General features: G+C 39.5%; 14 protein-coding genes, 1 tRNA gene and 2 pseudogenes. 6 read left to right on the forward strand and 11 right to left on the reverse strand.

The window, feature by feature from the left end; genetic code table 11:
- Positions 1 to 13: 13 nt before the first annotated feature.
- Positions 14 to 316: pseudogene (locus FTU70_RS03260) on the forward strand (transposase); the annotation flags it as partial.
- Here the strand turns inward: FTU70_RS03260 and FTU70_RS03265 are convergent.
- Entirely contained in the window at positions 301 to 639 is a 339-nt protein-coding gene (locus FTU70_RS03265) for a transposase (protein WP_180038019.1), read from the reverse strand. The pseudogene FTU70_RS03260 and the gene FTU70_RS03265 sit on opposite strands and share 16 nt — an antisense overlap.
- A 305-nt stretch (positions 640 to 944) precedes the next feature.
- Here FTU70_RS03265 and FTU70_RS03270 point away from each other — a divergent pair, with 305 nt between their 5' ends.
- The 4 genes from FTU70_RS03270 (at position 945) to FTU70_RS03285 (ending at position 11783) form a co-directional block, all read left to right on the forward strand.
- Positions 945 to 2702, forward strand: coding sequence for a ShlB/FhaC/HecB family hemolysin secretion/activation protein (locus tag FTU70_RS03270; RefSeq protein WP_154320126.1), 1758 nt, complete (start codon positions 945 to 947; stop codon positions 2700 to 2702).
- Positions 2703 to 2788: 86 nt separating this feature from the next.
- Positions 2789 to 9832 carry a hemagglutinin repeat-containing protein gene (locus FTU70_RS03275; RefSeq protein ID WP_179990510.1) on the forward strand — a complete coding sequence of 2348 codons (7044 nt, stop codon included), beginning with the start codon at positions 2789 to 2791 and terminating at the stop codon, positions 9830 to 9832.
- A gap of 18 nt (positions 9833 to 9850) precedes the next feature.
- Positions 9851 to 10471: a hypothetical protein gene (locus FTU70_RS03280; protein ID WP_154320123.1), complete on the forward strand. Its 621-nt coding sequence runs from the start codon at positions 9851 to 9853 to the stop codon at positions 10469 to 10471.
- Between the two features lie 236 nt (positions 10472 to 10707).
- A protein-coding gene (locus tag FTU70_RS03285; protein WP_180059987.1) for an IS3 family transposase occupies positions 10708 to 11783 on the forward strand; the annotation gives its coding sequence in 2 pieces (ribosomal slippage) (positions 10708 to 10960 and positions 10960 to 11783; 1077 coding nt in all).
- Between the two features lie 267 nt (positions 11784 to 12050).
- Here the strand turns inward: FTU70_RS03285 and FTU70_RS03290 are convergent.
- The 8 genes and pseudogenes from FTU70_RS03290 to FTU70_RS03325 form a co-directional block, all read right to left on the reverse strand.
- The gene (locus tag FTU70_RS03290) at positions 12051 to 13088 is read right to left on the reverse strand and encodes a L,D-transpeptidase (protein WP_005401921.1); all 1038 of its coding nucleotides are present in this window, start codon (positions 13086 to 13088) and stop codon (positions 12051 to 12053) included.
- A 128-nt stretch (positions 13089 to 13216) separates the two neighbouring features.
- A pseudogene (locus tag FTU70_RS03295) lies at positions 13217 to 13720 on the reverse strand (transposase); the annotation flags it as partial.
- Between the two features lie 28 nt (positions 13721 to 13748).
- Positions 13749 to 14450, reverse strand: coding sequence for an IS1 family transposase (locus FTU70_RS03300; RefSeq protein WP_005401920.1), 702 nt, complete (start codon positions 14448 to 14450; stop codon positions 13749 to 13751).
- A gap of 195 nt (positions 14451 to 14645) precedes the next feature.
- On the reverse strand, positions 14646 to 15392 hold the full coding sequence (locus FTU70_RS03305; RefSeq protein ID WP_180059989.1) for an ATP-binding protein: 747 nt from the start codon (positions 15390 to 15392) through the stop codon (positions 14646 to 14648).
- Between the two features lie 10 nt (positions 15393 to 15402).
- Positions 15403 to 15957: a DUF1376 domain-containing protein gene (locus FTU70_RS03310; RefSeq protein ID WP_180059991.1), complete on the reverse strand. Its 555-nt coding sequence runs from the start codon at positions 15955 to 15957 to the stop codon at positions 15403 to 15405.
- 65 nt (positions 15958 to 16022) lie between these two features.
- Positions 16023 to 16274: a hypothetical protein gene (locus FTU70_RS03315; protein WP_005092513.1), complete on the reverse strand. Its 252-nt coding sequence runs from the start codon at positions 16272 to 16274 to the stop codon at positions 16023 to 16025.
- On the reverse strand, positions 16267 to 17448 hold the full coding sequence (locus tag FTU70_RS03320) for a site-specific integrase (protein ID WP_180059993.1): 1182 nt from the start codon (positions 17446 to 17448) through the stop codon (positions 16267 to 16269). The genes FTU70_RS03315 and FTU70_RS03320 overlap by 8 nt, the downstream gene beginning before the upstream one ends.
- A gap of 19 nt (positions 17449 to 17467) precedes the next feature.
- Positions 17468 to 17677, reverse strand: a complete 210-nt coding sequence (locus FTU70_RS03325; protein ID WP_000122748.1) for a hypothetical protein — start codon at positions 17675 to 17677, stop codon at positions 17468 to 17470.
- Between the two features lie 112 nt (positions 17678 to 17789).
- On the opposite strand from FTU70_RS03325, the gene FTU70_RS03330 reads away from it, so the two are divergent.
- On the forward strand, positions 17790 to 18017 hold the full coding sequence (locus tag FTU70_RS03330; RefSeq protein ID WP_004974343.1) for a helix-turn-helix transcriptional regulator: 228 nt from the start codon (positions 17790 to 17792) through the stop codon (positions 18015 to 18017).
- A 327-nt stretch (positions 18018 to 18344) separates the two neighbouring features.
- Here FTU70_RS03330 and FTU70_RS03335 read toward each other — a convergent pair.
- Both FTU70_RS03335 and FTU70_RS03340 read right to left on the reverse strand, forming a co-directional pair.
- A tRNA-Gly gene (locus FTU70_RS03335) sits at positions 18345 to 18420 on the reverse strand.
- A gap of 478 nt (positions 18421 to 18898) precedes the next feature.
- Positions 18899 to 19372, reverse strand: coding sequence for a hypothetical protein (locus FTU70_RS03340; protein WP_306669912.1), 474 nt, complete (start codon positions 19370 to 19372; stop codon positions 18899 to 18901).
- Positions 19373 to 19398: the final 26 nt, after the last annotated feature.

The following is a 19398-nucleotide window of genomic DNA, read 5'->3' on the forward strand; positions in this document are numbered from 1 at the left end:
AAAGGTGTTTACCATGAAAGATGAAGCAATGTTGGCACTCGCTAAAGAGTTAGCCAAGAACCTAAAAACCGAACTCGATCTCAATAATTTTAGTCGGGCTTTAAAGAAATTGACTGTTGAAACTGCCCTTAATGCGGAACTCACCGACCATTTAGGTTACGAAAAGAATAGTCCACGAACAGGTAAAAATGCTCGCAATGGTTACACAACGAAGCGTCTACTGACTGATGATGGTGAGTTTGAACTAGATACCCCTAGAGATCGTGAGGGTAAATTTGAGCCACAGCTTATCAAGAAAAATCAGACCCGTATCACAAAGCCAATTTCTGCTTTTGATTGAGGTAAAGCAATTTGAACCGTTAACATATTAGTAGAAATAGGATCTAATGGTGCAGAGCAGGATAAGGCAATAAATGCAGGTTTATTCGGTGGTGGTGAGCGATCATTCTTTGGTTTACCATCAAATAAGCGAATCCATTTGGATACAAGATTTGCATTCAATCCATGTTGCAAAGCGACCGAAGCAATTGAAACGTCAGGTGCTTTACAAGCCTGAACGATCTGCTGTTTAAATTCAGCACTGTATGTTCTTCGTTTTTTCGCTAGAGATGCGATGGATGTCTGATTATTTGTCGTCATAAATTTAAGTCCCCACTTGTTTTTAAGTGGGGACTAAATTAAGGCTTATAGGATGAATTCATAAGGTGTGTTCAGCGGACGCTTACGAAAAAACAGCCAAGTGCTCATATGGTACAGTTATATCAAGAACAATGGTCAGATTGGCTATCAACGACACATGTGGCAAGTGAAGGTGTCCTGCAGAATGAAAGTTAAGTGTCTATTGAGGGGTACAATCTAATGGGAGAAATTGAAAAATAAAATACCATTGAATATTTGGTCATTATTTGTTAATTTCTGCGCAAAATTTAACATGCAATAAATTTATGTTCAAAAAAAATATAGTATTAAAAAGTATTTTGCTTACTTTGGGTGGTTTTGTTGTTACTCCTTTTGCATTTGCAGAAACATTTGATCCAGCGATAGATGGTTTGATTCGAAACCAGCAGCGCCAAGCAGAACTAGAAAAAATTATACAACCAGAACGTGATGTTAATTTAGATGTCATCCAAAAAAAAGAAGCTGTACAACTTACCGACCTTGAAGATCAGAATTGTTTTGAAATCAAGACAGTTGAACTTGATGGCGAAATGAGTAAGCATTTTGATCAATATGTGCAACAAGCGTTAAAAGATTTAAGTTTTACTCCAGGTTTATGCATGGGTGAGCAGCGAATTAATCTGTTGATGACGCAAACGCAGAACATCATCATTGGCCGAGGCTTTACTACGACACGAATATTGGCTGCACCTCAAAACTTAAGTACAGGCGTATTAAAACTCACCGTCATTCCGGGATTAGTTCGAGAAATCAAACTCGATTTAAGTGATGAGGAAAATACCCGAGCAGGCCGAATTCAATATGCCAAAAATATCTTTCCAATGAAGAGTGGCGATATTCTCAATTTACGTGACTTAGAGCAAGGCTTAGAAAACTTAAAAAGACTGCCTACAGCGGAAGCTGATATTCAAATTATTCCTGCAGATGCGCCCAATCAAAGTGATGTTATCGTCAAATGGAAACAGCGAAAAATTCCAATTCGCGTGACCTTAAGTGCTGATGATGCCGGTAGTCGTCAAACCGGTAAATACCAAGGTAACATCACCGTTTCAGTCGATAACCCTTTATTTAGAAGTGACTTATTTTACGTCACCATGGGCCGTAACTTAGCAGATCAGCAAGAGATTACGGATCAAAATGGAACCACTGTGAAGAGCGGAACCCATAACTATGCCCTTCATTATTCAGTCCCTTATAAAAACTGGCTGATCAGCGCCAATGCGAGTCGATACAATTATGACCAAGCTGTTGCAGGCACCAATAATGTCTATAACTATAATGGAGAAAGTCAGACTCAAGACTTAGGCTTGACCCGATTGCTTTATCGGGATGCCAAGCGTAAAACCTCAGCGACCTTGAAAGGCTGGCATCGAGAATCTAAAAGCTATATTGATGATGCCGAACTGACCATACAGCGCAGAGATGTTGCGGGTTGGCAGTTAAACCTTGATCATCGTGAATATATTCAATTTGCAGTGCTGGATTTGAGTCTAGGGTATAAGCGAGGCACAGGTGCATTCGATTCATTACCAGCAGTTGAGGAAGCGCTGAACGAAGGTACATCACGGATGAAGATCTGGACGCTAGATGCCAATCTGAATGTTCCGTTCCAATTTGAGAACCAGCAATATAGCTACTCAAGTGCCTTTAGAGCGCAATACAATGACACCCCGCTGACCATCCAAGACCGGCTTTCCATTGGTGGAAGGTATACAGTACGCGGTTTTGATGGTGACCTAACCCTAGCAGCAGACCGTGGCTTCTACTGGCGCAATGATTTAGCCATGTCTATTTTTCCCGCACATCAATTCTATATGGCCTTGGATGCTGGGCATGTTGATGGTCAATCTGCCCAATGGCTTTTAGGTAAAACCCTTGTGGGTGGTGCGATGGGGCTACGTGGTCAATTTAAGGTGGGTGGCACTTTTTACTACGATATATTTATCGGTAAACCAATCAAGAAGCCTGAATATTTCCAAAATTATGATTTGAATTATGGTTTTAGTGCCAGTTATTCATTCTGATCTAAAGAAAAGTACAAACTAAAAAATGAGCTCGTAGTATTAAAGCGAAAAAATCTCCCAAATAAAGACACATTGGTAATTGAAAAATGAATAAGAACTGCTATAAAACGATTTTTAGTCAAACCCGTGGTGAAATGATTGCTGTTGCAGAAAATGTCGCAGCTGCAGGACAAGCCTCAACACAGAATAATAAAGCGGTTGATCTTGAAACACCAGTCGTTGCTTCTGAAAAAAGTTTAGCTTTAAAAGTTCTTTCATTTTCATTGATGCTGATTACAGGCACTGCCCTGATCAATGCATCTATTGGTGTATCGCACAGCAATGTTGTTGCAGACTCGAATGCGGCAGGCAATCAGCGTCCAACGATATTGAACAGTGCCAATGGCACAACGCAGGTGAATATTCAAACCCCAAGCAAAGCTGGGGTATCGGTGAATCACTACCAGCAATTTGATGTGAATCAGAACGGTGTCATTTTAAATAACAGCCGCCAAAATACTCAAACGCAGCTTGGGGGTTATATCCAAGCCAATCCGTGGCTTGCAGGCGGTGAAGCCAAAGTCATTGTTAATCAGGTGAACGGCAGCAATCCAAGTCACTTAAATGGCTATGTAGAGGTCGGTGGACGTAAAGCAGATGTGATCATTGCCAACCAAGCTGGGATTAATGTCGATGGTGGCGGTTTTATCAATGCAGGTGGGGTGACTTTAAGTACCGCCAATCCGAATATTCAAAATGGACAAGTGACAGGTTATCAAGTCCGTGACGGGGTGATTAACATCACAGGTCAGGGCTTGGATGCCAGTAAAGCCGACTATACCCAGTTACTCAGCCGTGCTGCACAGATCAATGCGGGGATTTGGGCTAAAGAATTGACGGTGGTTGCTGGACAAAATGATATTGAAGTTAATCCGCAGGCTGGTGCGATACAGGCGGCTTCGGGGTTGGCAGGCACTGTGCCACAGTTTGCCATTGATACCAGTCACTTAGGCGGAATGTATGCGGGCAAAATCAGTTTAATCAGTACCGAACAAGGGGTTGGGATTAACAATGCAGGGCAAGTGTTTGCTTCAGCCGGGCATATTAAAATCAGTGCCAATGGCGAGCTGCAAAATAGCGGTGCAGTAGTTGCAGAAAATAAAGTCGATAGCACCCCAGCGAGTTTAAATCTTCAAGCAAAAGATTTAAACAATAATGGCAAGATATTAAGTCTAGGCGATCAACGCATTCAGGCTGAAAACGTCAACAATACCGGCCTCATTAATAGCCAAGGTTTAACTCGTATTGATGCCAGTCAAGGCATCCAAAACGTGGGTACAGGTCAAATCTATGGTGACCATATTGCCCTGCAAGCCGCGCATCTTCTCAATGCAGAACAGCAAACCAATGGCGATGTCAAAGCAGGCACGATTGCGGCACGTCAACGCTTAGATATTGCAGGCGGAAAAATTGAAAACCGAGAACAAGCCTTAATTGCCAGCGAAGGTGCGCTGACTGTTGGTGGACAACTCAATGCAAACCATATGGCAGAAGGCTCTGCCGCATTATTAGACAATGCCAGTGCACGTATTCAATCCGTGGGTGATATGTACTTAGGCGTGGATATTTTGACCAACCGAAATTTGCATTTCAGTTCAAGTGTCAAAGAAATACCAGAAACCCGCAAAGATGTGACCGCTTATCAAGGTGCTGGAAGCGCTGAAATTCTTGATTCATCGCATATTACAGGTCGTGGCAGTTATGACAGCATTTATCTGGATGGTCAAAAATATGAAGACTATACCCGATATATCTACAACCAGTACGAAACCCAACACTATGTGGATTCCAGTGCACCAGCGGAGATTATTTCAGGTGGCACACTGACGCTAAAAGGCCAAAGCCTGACCAATGACAAGAGCCAAATTCTAGCGACGAAAGGCATTAATATTGAACAAAATGAAGTGAATAATATTGATGCTGAGGGTGAGCATCGTGTGATTAAAACGGGGACATCACAGTATCACTATGTAGGTTGGAATACATTAGGTACAAGTAAACGAAGTAAGTGGAACAGTGTTAAACCCTATAATCCAGCTGATATCGTAACGCCAATAAAACTTGATGTGGTGAAATATGATGGTGCTCACCAAGGCACATTAAATGGTGATACCTCAGAACTCAGCTTACCGCTGCAATCCTTATACAGCGTTAATAAAGAAAATAATAACCGCCCTTTGATTGAAAGCAGCGATGCCTTTACCAATTATAAAAATTGGTTAGGCAGTGATTACATGCTGCAAATGTTCACGACCAACCCACAAAATATGCAAAAACGTTTAGGGGATGGTTATTACGAGCAAAAACTGGTCAATGACCAAATTGCACAACTGACGGGTCAAGTTTATTTAGATGGTTATACGAACTTCGAGGATCAATTCAAAGCCTTGATGGATTCTGGGGTAAGTGCTGCCAAAGATCTTAATTTAAGTGTTGGAGTGAAGCTCTCAGAAGCACAGATTGCTCGATTGACCAGTGATATGGTGTGGCTGGTGACAGAAACCATTACCGTTGATGGCGAAAAAATCCAAGTCTTGGTACCGAAAGTGTATGTTGCGGTACAGTCGGGGGACTTAAACAACAAAGGTGCCTTGATTGCAGGCGAGACGGTCAATTTAAAACTGAGTGGGGATTTAAACAACCAAGGCAGTATTGCTGGACGCCAATTGGTGAGTCTTGAAGCCAATAACATTAATAACGTGGGTGGCTTAATACAAGGTCGAGATGTCTTTGCGACAGCACACACCGATATCAATAATATTGGTGGGACAATGACCGCCAATCAAATCCTTGCCCTTGATGCGGGCCGAGACATTAACAACATCACCACGACGATTAAAACTGAAAATAAGCACGGTTTAAGTGAATTTAGCGCTGAAAACATTGGCCGTGTTGCTGGGCTGTATGTACAAGATGCGGATGGTCAGCTGGTTGCCAATGCCAAGAATAATATCAATCTGACTGCATCAGATCTACAAAGCCAAGGTAGCATTGCGATCCAAGCGGGACAAGACCTGAATCTTTCTACGGTGAATGTCAGTCGCAGTGATTTAAGCTCAGCAGGTGACAAGGATCAGATTCTGAATGCTTCGAGTCGAGATGTAGGGACGCAGATTCAGGCGAAAGGAAATATTTCCCTGCAAAGTGGTGCCAATACTCAGATTAAAGCCAGCACCTTGAACAGTACGTCGGGCAATGTAGTGATTGATGCTGGACAAAATGTCTTGATCGAAAATGGACGAGATGAACGCAGTTCTCAGCTTGCAGCCCAAGAAAAAGGTGGCTTCTCTACAACAGATAAAAAAATCCAATCTTCGACCAGTCAATCGATTGCAACCGACATCCAATCGGGTGGCAATATCCTGATCAATAGCCAAACAGGAGATATTCAAGCCACGCACCTGCAAGCTGGTGCGAAAGACAGCATTCAAATTACGGCAAACCAAGGCAATGTAAAACTTTTGTCAGATATTGATACTGATATAAAGAGCACGGAAACAGCCAAGAAAAATACAATTCAATTTAAAAACCGTCAATCAGGATATATCGACGAAGATGTTGCACAAACACAGCTCAAAGCTGGCAAAAATGTTGATATCAATGCCGGTAAAAATATCGAGCTGCAAGCCAATGATATACAAGCTCAAGACAATATTTATATTGGCAATAAACAATTCGAACGCCAAGCGGATGGCAGTTTAAAATCCAAAGATGGTAATGCCCTGCCCGAAAATGTCAGTCTGACGACATTAGAAACCAATGATCAGCAATGGGATGAAACCCAAAAAGGTTATCGTGGCATTGCCAAAGACTTAATGAAAGTGACTGCTGTTGGCTTAGCGGGTATTGAGGCTTTAGCTCCGGGATTAAAAGCACCGAAGATCACGATCGGAGAATCATCGAGCACACGGACTGAGCAAAGAACACAAACAGGGACCGATCTTGGTGCCAATAATGTCTATGTGGGTTCAGCAGGTCAAACGACACTGACCAGTAGCAACATTGATGCACAGAACACGGTCTTAGCGGGCAAAAAAGTCACGCTCGATGCAGCAGAAGAACAACACAAAACTGTTACGTCAAACAGCAAAGAAACGGTACAAGGTCTTGGGGTTAAGCTGAATAAAGACAGCATTCGAGTGGGCGGCTTTGTACTTGAAGACGCAGAGAATACCGTTAAAACTACAGCCACAACGCATAAGTCAGGCAATATCAATACTGAAAATTTAACAATTCAAGGTGCAGAAGGTGTAGATATCCTCGGCCAAAATATCACAGCGACAGGTGATACGATCATTGATCATGGTCGAGGAAATCTTAACATAGGCGGTTATGAAAATAAAACCACCACAGAAGAAAAGACTCATACTGAAACCATCAGTACAGAAGTCGGCATTCGCAATGCCTATTTAGATGCAATCTTAGCGGTAGAAGCTGTTGCAGATGCAACTAAAGCCTTATCTAAAGCTAAAGATGATTATAGCCAAGCACAACGTGACTATGCAGCGGGTCGAATTACCAAAGGAGCCTTAGATGACAGCAAAGCCAATGTCGCAATGGCAACGGCCAATGTGGCAAGTGCACAGATTGCTGTAGGGGCAGCAGCCGCATCTGCGGCTGCAAGCAGTGCAACCTATGGCTTTACTATTGGTGCCAATGGTGAAAGGATTGAAACTACGACGACCACGAATACAGAACAAAGCCAATGGCAAGGTAGCAACTTAGATTTAAATAACCTTCAGCTTAAATCAGAAGGCCAAGACATCAATATCCAAGGCAGCCGAGTGAATGCAACAGGCACCACGACCTTTGATGGCAGCAAAGACCTCAATGTGACTGCAGGCGTCGAGCATAGTAAACAGGACAGCAATAGTAAAACCAATAGCCAAAGTGTGAGCTATACCTATGGCGGTGGCGGCAGTGCTTCAATAGGCAAGCAAACCAGCCAATCACAAAACGAAAGCCTCACCCACGTAAATAGTGAAGTTGTGCTGAATCGTACTGAAGGTGCAATAGACAAACTGAATATTCAGGGCGGTGAGGTTTCTATCGCTGACCGAGGTAATCTACAAGTAAATCAGATCCATGTAGAAAGCTTGCAGGATACAGAGACTAGCAGTAATAGCAGCAAAGGCGGAAATATTGGCTTAGGTTTTGGTTCTAACGGTAAAGCCAGCAATATCAGCGCTGGCTATAACCAAAGTAAGGGCAGCATTGACAGTGCATGGGTAAATGACACTAGTAAGCTGCTGATTGGCAATGCGCAGAACGATGCTGATCTAGATGCGATGGGTGTTAAAAATATTACCAGTATTGGTGGTGTGATTGCCAATGCGACGAAGAATGAAGACGGCACATTAACGGATCACGGTAAGCTGAACTATTCAGGCGAACTTGCGCTGAAAGACATAGAAGATCATAACTACAACAGTAGCAGTGGTTTTAATGTATCAACGACGATAGGCAAAACCACGAACAACAAAGATGGAGAAAAATCCAAATATCCAAACGGTTCAACCACCATTGGCCTTAACAGCAGTGGACAAGAAACAGAACAATTGACTAAGGCAACGATGGGTCAAGGGACTGTTGCAAATGCCCCAGACAGCACCAATCGGGACATTAATAATACGCAAGAAATTACTCGTGACCAAGTGACGGGCATGCTGGATGGTTCTGTGACGGTTGATCAGCGTTTACTGAGTAAGAGTGGACGGGCGGAGATTATTCAAGAGCAGAAGGAATTACCTGAAAATTTCCGTCAAAGTGCTGAAAATATTGTGAAGCAAATGCCTGAGGGAGAATATAAAGAGAAGGCTTTACAAAGTTTAAATAATATACAAGCAAAACTTTATAGTTTACCAGCAGATTTTGAGGGTTTAGAGGAATATGGGCAGCAAGTTGCAGGGGAGCTATTGAAAAATGGTCTTGAAATTAAAGAGGTCGAAAAGATTATAGATACAGATAATTATTGGTATGCAATTCAAAAATTATCTGCTGTCCAAGAACAATTAGATATTTTGAGTCAGAATGGTAGTGGCATTGAACAGATTCTTAATTCTGAGCTCTCTAAAGAGCAACCAATAGTCAACTCAAACTCCTTAATTAGTATATTAGCTGAAAATACAGATAGTTCTCTTGCTGTAAAAGAAACGGATTTACTAGGTTTTAAATTTTTACATGCGGCAGCAGAAATTAGTAAAAATATAGAAAAAATTTCTGTAGATAGTGGTGTTGACATTGAAAAAATACAACTTGCTGCTAGCGTGTTGTTAGGAGGGCCTGTAAAAGCAACAGCAGGATATATAGTTAATCAATTTAGTGGAGAATATATTGATTATGCTACAAATGCGGTATCAGATCATTTAGTAAAATCACTCTACGGACTTTCAGATGGTCTATATGATGATTGGAGTCGGTCTGAAAAAATTAGTGAGTTGAAACAGCTTGGACTAAGCGATGATGATTTTCAACGAAGTCTTAATTATGCGGAATCACTGCAAAATGCAAAGCTAGGTGCTACTTTTATTGTTGGTATAGCTGCTGAGACACTAATTTCAGGGAAAGGAAAAGCTAAAAATAGTGATGAAATATCAGTAAAACCTACTGTTCCTGATTATGTTACTCGTAATGATCATGATTTTTCTGCTACAGAAAATTATAAAGGTAAACCAAAAGCTTACATAAATGACAAAGGTGATTTGGTTGCTGCAAACCCTGAAGGAACAGGATCTGTTCAATCTCATATTAGAGGTGGTAATTCTGAGAATACACCATACATTTCAACAAGTGATCCAGCAATAGCTATTGATTCTAAAAATTATGGTGGTGAGCAAATTAAGATTGATACGAAGCGATTGCAGGAAGATATTGATGCAGGTAAGATTTCTGGTAGTCAGATTGTGACACATACCGAAGTTAGAAAGGAATTACAATCTAAAGTCGATGCAGCTCAGGCGAAATATGATCGTAATCCTAGTAAAAAAAATCGAGATAAATTAAGAGATGCAAATAAAGATTTGAATCATGCTATTAGAGATGGGGAATGCTTAATCAAAGGTTGTGTTCCATCAGAATACATAAAGAAATAGTTTGTAAGGAGTATAGAGTTGGAACAGAAGATTATAGACTTATTAAATGAGATTCCTGATAGTGTCAATTATACAGATATAGCAGAGGACTTAGATGCTGAAGATATTTCAGTTAGCCGTATAGAACAGTTAAGAGAATTATTAACAAATTCGGATGACTATATTGTATTCCAAGCTGCTAAATTGTTGACATTTTGGGGAGATGATTATGGTTTTAATGCTTTAACTGCATTATTTGAAAACAATAAATTAAATGGTTTTATTGATCATAGGCTAAATGGTTATGATGATACATTGCAACATGTTCTTAGAGCATTTATTCGTTATTGGGCTGATAAATCTGACCATGGTCTAGGTACCTTAACAAGAAAAAAATTGTTTCCATATATTGTCAAAATAATAGAGCTTGCTAATACTCAACCTTTTGGAATAGATTCTTTATTTGGTTTAATAATCGATGAGGACTTCAAAGAATATATTCCATTTTTAAAAGAACATTTAATTTCAATCATTGATCATCCAGAAATACATGGTTGGAAAATTCATGATGTTATTGAGTTATTTTTAAAAATTGAACCTGATTTTGTATATAAATTATTGGATGAAAAAGGAAAGACGTTAAAGGATTTTAATTTTTGAAATTAATGTATCGACCAGTATTGGTATTCCACAAAAGGGAACTAAAGAAGCTTCTACAGCTCCAAAAGGTTCAACGACCATTGGTATCAATAGCAGCGGGCAAGAAACAGAACAACTGACCAAGGCAACCTTAGGTCAAGGTACTGTGACGAATGTGAAAGATACGGTAATCCCCCCTAAAAATAATAGGATCTAAAAGTAGAATTTTCTCTTAAGATACGAGCAGGAGATTCTGCATGAAAACATCTAAATTTACTGATAGTCAGATCATGTCCATCTTGAAACAGGCAGAATCTGGCACACCTGTAGCGACCCTTTGCCGTGTACACGGCATGAGTAATGCTACCTTTTATAAATGGCGTGCCAAATATGGTGGTATGGATACATCATTAATGGCTCGACTGAAAGAGCTAGAAGCCGAAAATACCAGACTTAAAAAGATGTATGCGGAAGAGCGATTAAAGGCCGAAATCATCCAGGAAGCGATGGCAAAAAAGTGGTAAAGCCATCTTGCCGGCGTAAGATGGCACAACAGGCAGTTGCCCAGCATGCCATTAGTATTCGTTTGGCTTGTAAAGCATTTGGCATTAGTGAAACCTGCTACCGCTATCAAGCTAAACTTTGCGATGACAATGCACTCATTGCTGAACAGCTCATTGAACTCACTGAGGAAAATTCCGATTGGGGCTTTGGTTTGTGCTTCTCGTATTTACGGCATGTTGAGAGTTGCTGCTGGAATCACAAGCGGGTTTACCGCATTTACTGTGAGTTGGCACTGAATCTGCGTATTAAACCGAGAAGAAGACTAAAACGGCATGCGCCTGAACCATTGAAAGAACCAATCCGAGAAAATCAGGTTTGGTCATTAGATTTTATGCATGATCAGCTTTCCGATGGTCGCAAGTTTCGATTATTGAATGTGATTGATGATTACCGCCGCGAAGGCCTAGCCATTGAAGCAGGGTTCTCATTGCCCACAATCAGGGTTATTCGTACGTTGAATCAATTGCTGGAGTGGAGAGAAAAACCGTTAGTTATCCGATGCGATAATGGTCCCGAATTTATCAGTCACGAATTTGTGCGCTGGGCTACTGAGCACGGTATTCGTACTGAATATATTCAACCGGGTAAGCCACAGCAGAATGCGTATATTGAACGCTATAATCGGACCATACGTTATAGTTGGCTGAGCAAGCATTTATTTGATACTTTGGATGAAGTACAAGATTATGCAACAAACTGGCTGTGGCATTACAACCATGAAAGACCACATCAAGCTAACAAAGGAAAGCCACCTCTAATGGCTGCTTAACCTCTACTTTTAACTTCGGTTATTTATGGGAGGATTACCGACCATAAAGATGAAAAACCTAAGTATCCGAGGAATCTTCCTGGAAATTGGACGTATTCCGAGATTGAGCTGTTTGTTAGTGCCCAATTATTGGCAACTATGAAAAGTGGGAAAAGTATACGCCTAGCGAAATCTTGGCTTTGTGGGAAGAGACAAGAGGAATTGAGCTTGAGAACGCAAGCGCTTGATTGCTAAATTTTGATTTTTCAAATAGCGAGGTAAATTTTTTCATTCCAAGAAAATTACAGTTAACCCCTTATGGAGGACTTTAGCTAAGTTATTAGCATCCCAATTAGTCAATCGGATACAACCATGCGATGCTGTTTTAGAAATTAAGGCGGGATTTGGCGTACCATGAATCCCAAAAGAAGGTCGAGATAAACCAATCCAAATATTTCCTACAGGGTTGTTGGGTCCTGGGGGGAGGCTTAAGGGCTTAAGATTTTTGCCTTGAATAAAATTCTTAGGGTTATAACTATAATGTGGATTGAACACGATACTGCCGATGGCATGCGTGCCAGTGGGTGAGGGATTATCTTCGCTCCCGATCGTTGCAGGAAAAGATGCAATGATCTTATTTTGTCGATTAAGCAAATATAATTGTTTAGAACCTTTGTGTGCAATAATGCTTTGCACATTATTTGGCAAAACATTTATTACATTTGCGACAATAATCTTTTCACCGACTTTATTAAAATTTGCGCCTGAATTAATTTTTTTTAAAAACAATTCATCCATATGGAATTTTTCACCGAGCATTTCGGTCACACGGGTGTAATACAAGCCCTTCATTTTTGACTGTTCGGCATAATCCACAGGGATCGATTGAGCATAAGGACCTTTCAAGTCTTGTGTGGTAATGGTGTACTCAATAAACGTCGGTTGAGTCGTAACTTCATTTAAAAGCCGCCAAGTATTTGCATCTAACACTCCGTCACCACTTAAACCCTTCATAATCTGAAAAGCTGAAATGGCTTTCACAGTATTTAGGCCCAATATGCCATCAATTGCACCTGAGGATGAGTAATGGCGACTCAACAGCACTTGTAACTTTGCGTAAACAGGAAGATAGCCTTTTTCAAGATTGTCCGACCACTCCGCTTTATTTAGATTATCTAAAGACCATGTGTCGGCTTGGTTTAACAGTGCTAAATTGTTTAGATTGTTGGTGGTAGGAGGAAGTGATTTTTGTGGTTCAGCTGCAAGAGTATAAGTCGAAAAAATATACATACTACTCAGGCAAATAACTAAAAAGCGACTCAACATAACGACTAACCCCCAAACTAATTTTATTGATCAAAATAACTGCACTCATATTTTAAATAAAGTTGATAATTTAAAAATGTATATAAAATGCGGCTTTGTAACAATTTTAACTCTGTACACGACAAATTTCATAGGGCCCTTGTCCTATCAGGCTTTTTCTTTCTTAAAATTGCTAGCACTTTCTTAAATTCTTCTTTTTTCCCAAAACTAATCAAACGTAGAATAGCCATTTGAACATGGTCCAAACCGTAGCGAAATAAACTTACTGAAAGTCGTCCATGCTTCTTTATTTTTATCGCTTTTTTTCGATCATGTTGCCATTCACCTGTTAAATAGCACCAACAGAAACCGATAGCTAGCACTGCTATCAATTTCTTGACTCGTCTAGGGTCTGTTAAACGAGTATTTTCAAGATTGAATCCACGTCCTTTGAGACAACTAAATAAGGTTTCGATTTCCCAGCGTAATGCATAATCACGAATAGCTGAAGCATTCAACATAGGAGAAACAACAAGTAAAAGTTCTCCATCTTCTAATCGTAGCGCACTAATATACAGTTTCACTCGACCAACCCAAATACGTCGTTTACGACATTCAGTTTGACCAACTTGAAGATGACGAAATAAATCACTAGGTGGTGTTTCAAAAAGTATGCTGGCGTTAAACAAATCCGTTATTAAGGTAAAAGAAAGTCAAATCAAAGGCTTTAAAATGATTTTCGAGCTTTTTAGAAAAGTTGCAACTTCTCCTAAATCCACGCCTGATTCGATGACGAATTCTACAATTGTTACCTTCAATACCGACGGTAAAAAACTTACCGATCACTTGCTTGCAACATTGAAATGCTGTAATAAAACTATCCCAATGATCACTCGCAATTCGAGCATATTGAACCCCAAGCTTTTTAAGTCTAGCTTTAAGACGTTGAACCGTTGCTAAATCCCGCTTACCCCAAACATAAGCAACAATTTCTCCAGATTCTCGATGGTAGGCATAAATAAGCCATTGTTTATTTTTCTTATTCCCTACAAAAGTCCAAAGTTCATCGACTTCAAGACATTCGTAGTGGCTTTGTTTAGGCTGAATCTGATAGATCGATTCACTTAAGGTTCGTAATACCTTGCCAATGCTGATACGCTCGACTTCAGCAATATCTCTTACACCGCTTCCTCTGATCATTAAATGTAATATCTTGCCGGTAATACCTGAGTTACACCCTTGATAGCTTAATGCATGAGCACCAATAAACTGACGTTTGCAATCTTTGCATTGATGGTTTTGTTTCCCATCTACTTTGATGCCATTTCTCTTTATATTGTTACTTAGACAGGTAGGACATTTGATTTGTAGCGTTATTTTCATACCTCTATTTTATCAAAAGCCATATTGTTTTTTTCAGCATACTTTTTGAAACACCACCAAATAAGAACGGGTGTTTAGCTTCAAATAAGAATATCTGTCCATTTAATAAGAATATGCAATTAATGCAATTTTGAAAAATCTAATTATAAAAGCCAATTATTTCAGCGAGATAATTGGCTTAAGTAAAGAGTCGTATTATTTGGTTATCCGCTGATCATCCCAATAACACGGTACTACAATCAAATTGTTTTCATGTAATCGTGACCATAATCGGATACCTAAATCTCGCTGCATATTTTGGACTGTGAAATTGGAAATCAGAAGGGTAGATTTCATGTTGTCATAACGACTATACAAAACCTTATGTACCATCTCCAGGCGTTTTTCATGCCGGTCATGCAGGCCATATTCATCAATCACTAATAAATCAAAGCTGGAGAAATGGTCGATGACTTCTTTCTCAGAGCGCGAAGCATCTGACCAGGTATCCATCATTTTTTGAGCAATTTCTGCACTGGTATAGTAGCGTGCAGATTTTGTACTGTTATGCAGAATGTTGCGAATAATTGATGCGCTCAGATGGGTTTTACCTGTACCCGGTGTACCAATCATCAACATGTTCGGGTTGTGGTCAGAAATAATTTGCTGTGCAAAGGCCTGACATAGTTTGATGGCATTGTCTTGTGCAGGGCATGCAACTACATAATTCTTGAAGCCACGATCCAGGTAGCGTTTATTGAGCCCTGAATTTTTAATTTTCTGTTGTAGCAATCGCTGTTGCAGTTCATTCTCATAGGCTGCATGTGAGTGATGGACGGTTTCTTTGGCACACAATTTACAGAGCCTGTGACCAGCAATTTCCATCAGGGGTATATGATGGGTAGCGCAAAGTGTTTCCGTTGTTTCTGCGCGAAACTGGAGTGTTTTAAGCATGGTATTCATGACTGATCTCCTAAATCCACTTTGAATTTTCTAAAAAACTCTCATTTTTTTCTTCAAAATTTGAAGATGAAGATGAAGATGAAGATGAAGATGAAGATGAAGATGAAGATGAAGGGCATGGTTCAAGCATGACTTGAGTAATACTCGGGCTCTTCTCAGGAGCTGCTTGAGTATTTACTTTTCGTTGCTTGGTTGATGCTTGAGCATTACTAGCGGATTTCCCCCAACGTGCCTGAGCTGCATTTTTAGCTTTATCAGATTTCATTTGCTGATTTTGCAATGCCTGGCTTTTTAAACTGGTTAAAAAATTTGAATGAATCTGCTCAGATTCGATTTCAAACAATTCCAGGGCCATTAGCGTATTCAACAAAGTTTTAGCCTTGGTATGTTGCGATAATTTTGTGATGCTACATACAGTAGCTAGGTCATGAGGAATGGCACCATTTTTCCAGAAATCCATCATTAACAGTAGGGTTGCACCAATTTGTTCTGCCGTCATTCGTGCAAATTTTGCCTGTAGGTCGCCAATATAGAGTGGCATCCAAATTGAAATATCTTTATGCATGTGTTCACCTTTTTATAGGTATAAAGGGGCTGAGGTCATCAATTAGATGACCTTATATGTTTGTTTTATGAGTGAGCGAGACTCATTAAGCGGAGACGGGCCTGTTGAGCCAAGTCATCGTAATGAGCTTGCCCTTCATCCAGCATTCGCTGTAGCCAAAGTCTCAATGCTTGGTGGTCATCGAAGCATTTATTGATTTCCAGCAAAAAGGCCAGATTGTGCAGTTTGGGAATGTGAAACTCATGAATGAGTTCACGAGCGACCAAATCTGCTTCAGGACTGACCACCACACCACCAAAGAAAGCTTTACTATTCATGTGCAAGCTCCTCTGCAGTGAGTCTCTCCAGCATGGCTTCAAAAGCACTGCCATCGCGACGGGTAACATTCGGAATGTAGCGGCTATAGACCCGGAACAACATTTCAGTGGTTGAATGCCCCAATTGGCGAGCGACCCATTCTGGATTTTCACCTGCCGCCAGCCAGAGCGTTGCTGCTGTATGACGTGTCTGATAAGCACGACGAGGCGTTAATCCTAAAAAGCGCAGGATAGGGTGCCATACACGCTTATTAACTAAACGGTAGTCTAGAGGACCGCCATCACGGTTACAGAAGACGAAGTCCGATTTTCCGTTGTTGAGGCTTTTCTGTTGCAGAAAGGCTTGGTATACCCGGTCATTCATCTGGATCGTGCGGTCAGAACCATACGTTTTGGTTCCACCAAGAACACCATTCACTAACGCTTCACGGATATGGATCTCACGACGTTGCAAGTCGATATTTTTCCATTGCAGACCATCGATTTCACTGGTACGCATACCTGTGAAAAAGCGAATGGTGTAATAAGGCCTAAAGTCCTCACGCACCGCAGTGAGAATTTTATGCACCTCTTCCAGAGAAAAAGGTGTGACTTCGATCTTACTTTCCTTCAGATTGTTTATATTTTTATACGGCGACTCAAAATCGTATCGTTCTGCCGCATCATTCAGTATCATACGTAAAGGCGTCATGATTTGATTGATCCTCGATGCTTTCAGACTTGTTTGATCTTTTCCGTGTGTCACTTTGGCGAGGGAAGCACGGAAGTTCAGCAAGTCTGACTTCTTAATTTTTGAGAGAACCTGATTACCAAAAGCGGGGATCAAATAGTTTTTGATTACAATTGAAACCTTTTGTTGATATGAATCTCTCCATTCAATTTGTTTCTGTTTAAACCACAATTCAGTAAACTCTTTAAAAAGAGGAACCTTGGTTTGTACAGCGATTTGCTGACTTCTTTTTTCCTTAAACTCCTCAACACGTTTACTTTTTGGAAAATACTTTTCGTATTCAAAAGTTCCCAAAGTAATTTCAGCTTGAAGCTGCTCGAGACGTTTTTTTAAAATTCGGCGATTATAGGCATTGTCTTCAAGATTGGTTGTCTCTCTGCAACGGATGCCCATGTAGCGAAAATCGGCAATGAGTTTGCCACTTCTTTCCCGGATGGTAGCCATCGGTTAAACCTCCTGAACCTTATTGAAGAGCATCCATACTTAAACCAGTGAATTTAAGCATTTCAGTTTCAATACGTTCCCAAACAAAAAGAATTTTGCGACCACCAAAAGGACGGATGTAATGAACACCTTCAATAAAGACACTGTCCTTCAGTTGGTTGCGAATAGTACGAGCGTCGTACTGGATTTTTTCAGCCAGTTGCTGGGCTGTGAGATAGGTATATGACATAATAGAGCCTCATATTTTTTACTAGTTAACTAGGAAAAATTATTCCTAAGACATAAATTATCATATTTTTATGTTGTTGCAAGTACTTTTTATGATTTAAATAGGAAATTTTATGATTATTTCAAACTTGGCAGTTTTATTAGCAGAAAGGAAACTTAAGGTTGCTGATTTGGTGAGAAGTACTGGAATTAATAAATCTACTTTACATAAACTTTATAATGATGAATCTGTACGGATTGATTTTGAAACCATTGATAAAATTTGTATTGCATTAGATGTGGAAGTGGGTGATTTATTGGTTTTTAAGAAAATTGATAATAATCAAAATGATAATAGCTAGTTTGGTCACAATTGGTCACATCAAAAAGTGAAATGGTCACAAATCCTTGATCGTTTGGTAAAAAACATCTTGTTTTGAAGAGAATAGGGTGATTTTTTACCTTCAAAAAAAGCTCTGAAAGTGGTGATCGATTGAAGACATTTAAGGTTAATTGAGACCATTTTTATTGTTGTGGGCACGCCATGGTCACATCTTGGTCACAAAATACAAATTACATTAAAAATATTTTTTATTGAATCGAATAACACAGGAAGAAGATTTTTTAAAAAATATAATAAAATCAACAAGAAAAAAGCCCTAATCTTTCGACTAGGGCTTTTTTGAATCTGGAGCGGGAAACGAGACTCGAACTCGCGACCCCAACCTTGGCAAGGTTGTGCTCTACCAACTGAGCTATTCCCGCATGCGGTGTATAATACATGATGCAAAAATAGGGTCAATCATTTTTTGCATGTCATTGTACTGACTGAATAAATAAACAACATTTTTAGAAAATAGTGTGGTTAAATGACTTAGGTTATTTGTTTTTATAAAAGTTTTCATTGTCTGCAAAAGTTTCAATATCGCTTGCTATGCACTGTAGTTATGCGAAAAATAAAAGTATCAGACATAAAAAATCCGCAGTACTAAATTTCTAAAAATGAAGCCGACTGCGGATTTTTTAGGTGATTCAAAATAATTTTATTAAATTTAATGTATGAAAGCAATAAAGTTTCATACTGACACATCTATATCTATTTGATTTTAATAAGTCATAAAAGTTTGAAGAAAAAATAAAGTTTCATACTAAACACTATGTTCTCTTCAAGCACTGTAATTTTTTGAGTAATAAAGTTTCATACTCGATTAAAATTTTATTACTCATCGAATGAGTATGTATCTTATATTAATGATGTTAAAAAATCCTTGTACGCATTAATTTTTACAATATCTTGAAGTAATTGTTTTTTTCTTTTTATGATTTCGGGTTTTAGCTCAGGAAATTCTGCAAGAGCTTGCTCAGAAGCTTTTATCTGATTTTCATAGTTTTTTTGTTTTTCTGTGAGTTGACTCATTTTTCGTTCTAGTTTTTCCAAATCATTTTTAATTAGTTGAATGCCAAATTTCTTTCTAAAGGAATGCATACTCTGGGTTTCGATAAACGTTGAAAAACGTGGATTATCTACATGAATATTCTTGATTAAGTAACCTTGTTTGACAAGCTTCCTGAGTAATCTATAAAACTGTTGTTGAGTCGTTCTTTGTTTTTCATCTATAGGCAAATTTAAAGTATTCCAAATTTGATTACATGTCCATCCCTCAATTTGATGTTGTGAAATGAGTACTAGAAAAGATTGAAAGAGAGAAGTAGTCATTTGTTTCATAAACAGCTTAAAAAATA

The organism is Acinetobacter sp. YH12135, assembly GCF_013418565.1.
Taxonomy (GTDB): Bacteria; Pseudomonadota; Gammaproteobacteria; order Pseudomonadales; family Moraxellaceae; genus Acinetobacter; species Acinetobacter towneri.

Coding starts and splice junctions, on each gene's coding strand:
- FTU70_RS03275 (WP_179990510.1), top strand. CDS start 2,789: ATGAATAAGAACTGCTATAAAACGATTTTTAGTCAAACCCGTGGTGAA.
- FTU70_RS03305 (WP_180059989.1), bottom strand. CDS start 15,392: ATGAATACCATGCTTAAAACACTCCAGTTTCGCGCAGAAACAACGGAA.
- FTU70_RS03270 (WP_154320126.1), top strand. CDS start 945: ATGTTCAAAAAAAATATAGTATTAAAAAGTATTTTGCTTACTTTGGGT.
- FTU70_RS03290 (WP_005401921.1), bottom strand. CDS start 13,088: ATGTTGAGTCGCTTTTTAGTTATTTGCCTGAGTAGTATGTATATTTTT.
- FTU70_RS03310 (WP_180059991.1), bottom strand. CDS start 15,957: ATGCATAAAGATATTTCAATTTGGATGCCACTCTATATTGGCGACCTA.
- FTU70_RS03340 (WP_306669912.1), bottom strand. CDS start 19,372: ATGACTACTTCTCTCTTTCAATCTTTTCTAGTACTCATTTCACAACAT.
- FTU70_RS03320 (WP_180059993.1), bottom strand. CDS start 17,448: ATGGCTACCATCCGGGAAAGAAGTGGCAAACTCATTGCCGATTTTCGC.
- FTU70_RS03300 (WP_005401920.1), bottom strand. CDS start 14,450: ATGAAAATAACGCTACAAATCAAATGTCCTACCTGTCTAAGTAACAAT.
- FTU70_RS03330 (WP_004974343.1), top strand. CDS start 17,790: ATGATTATTTCAAACTTGGCAGTTTTATTAGCAGAAAGGAAACTTAAG.
- FTU70_RS03325 (WP_000122748.1), bottom strand. CDS start 17,677: ATGTCATATACCTATCTCACAGCCCAGCAACTGGCTGAAAAAATCCAG.
- FTU70_RS03265 (WP_180038019.1), bottom strand. CDS start 639: ATGACGACAAATAATCAGACATCCATCGCATCTCTAGCGAAAAAACGA.
- FTU70_RS03315 (WP_005092513.1), bottom strand. CDS start 16,274: ATGAATAGTAAAGCTTTCTTTGGTGGTGTGGTGGTCAGTCCTGAAGCA.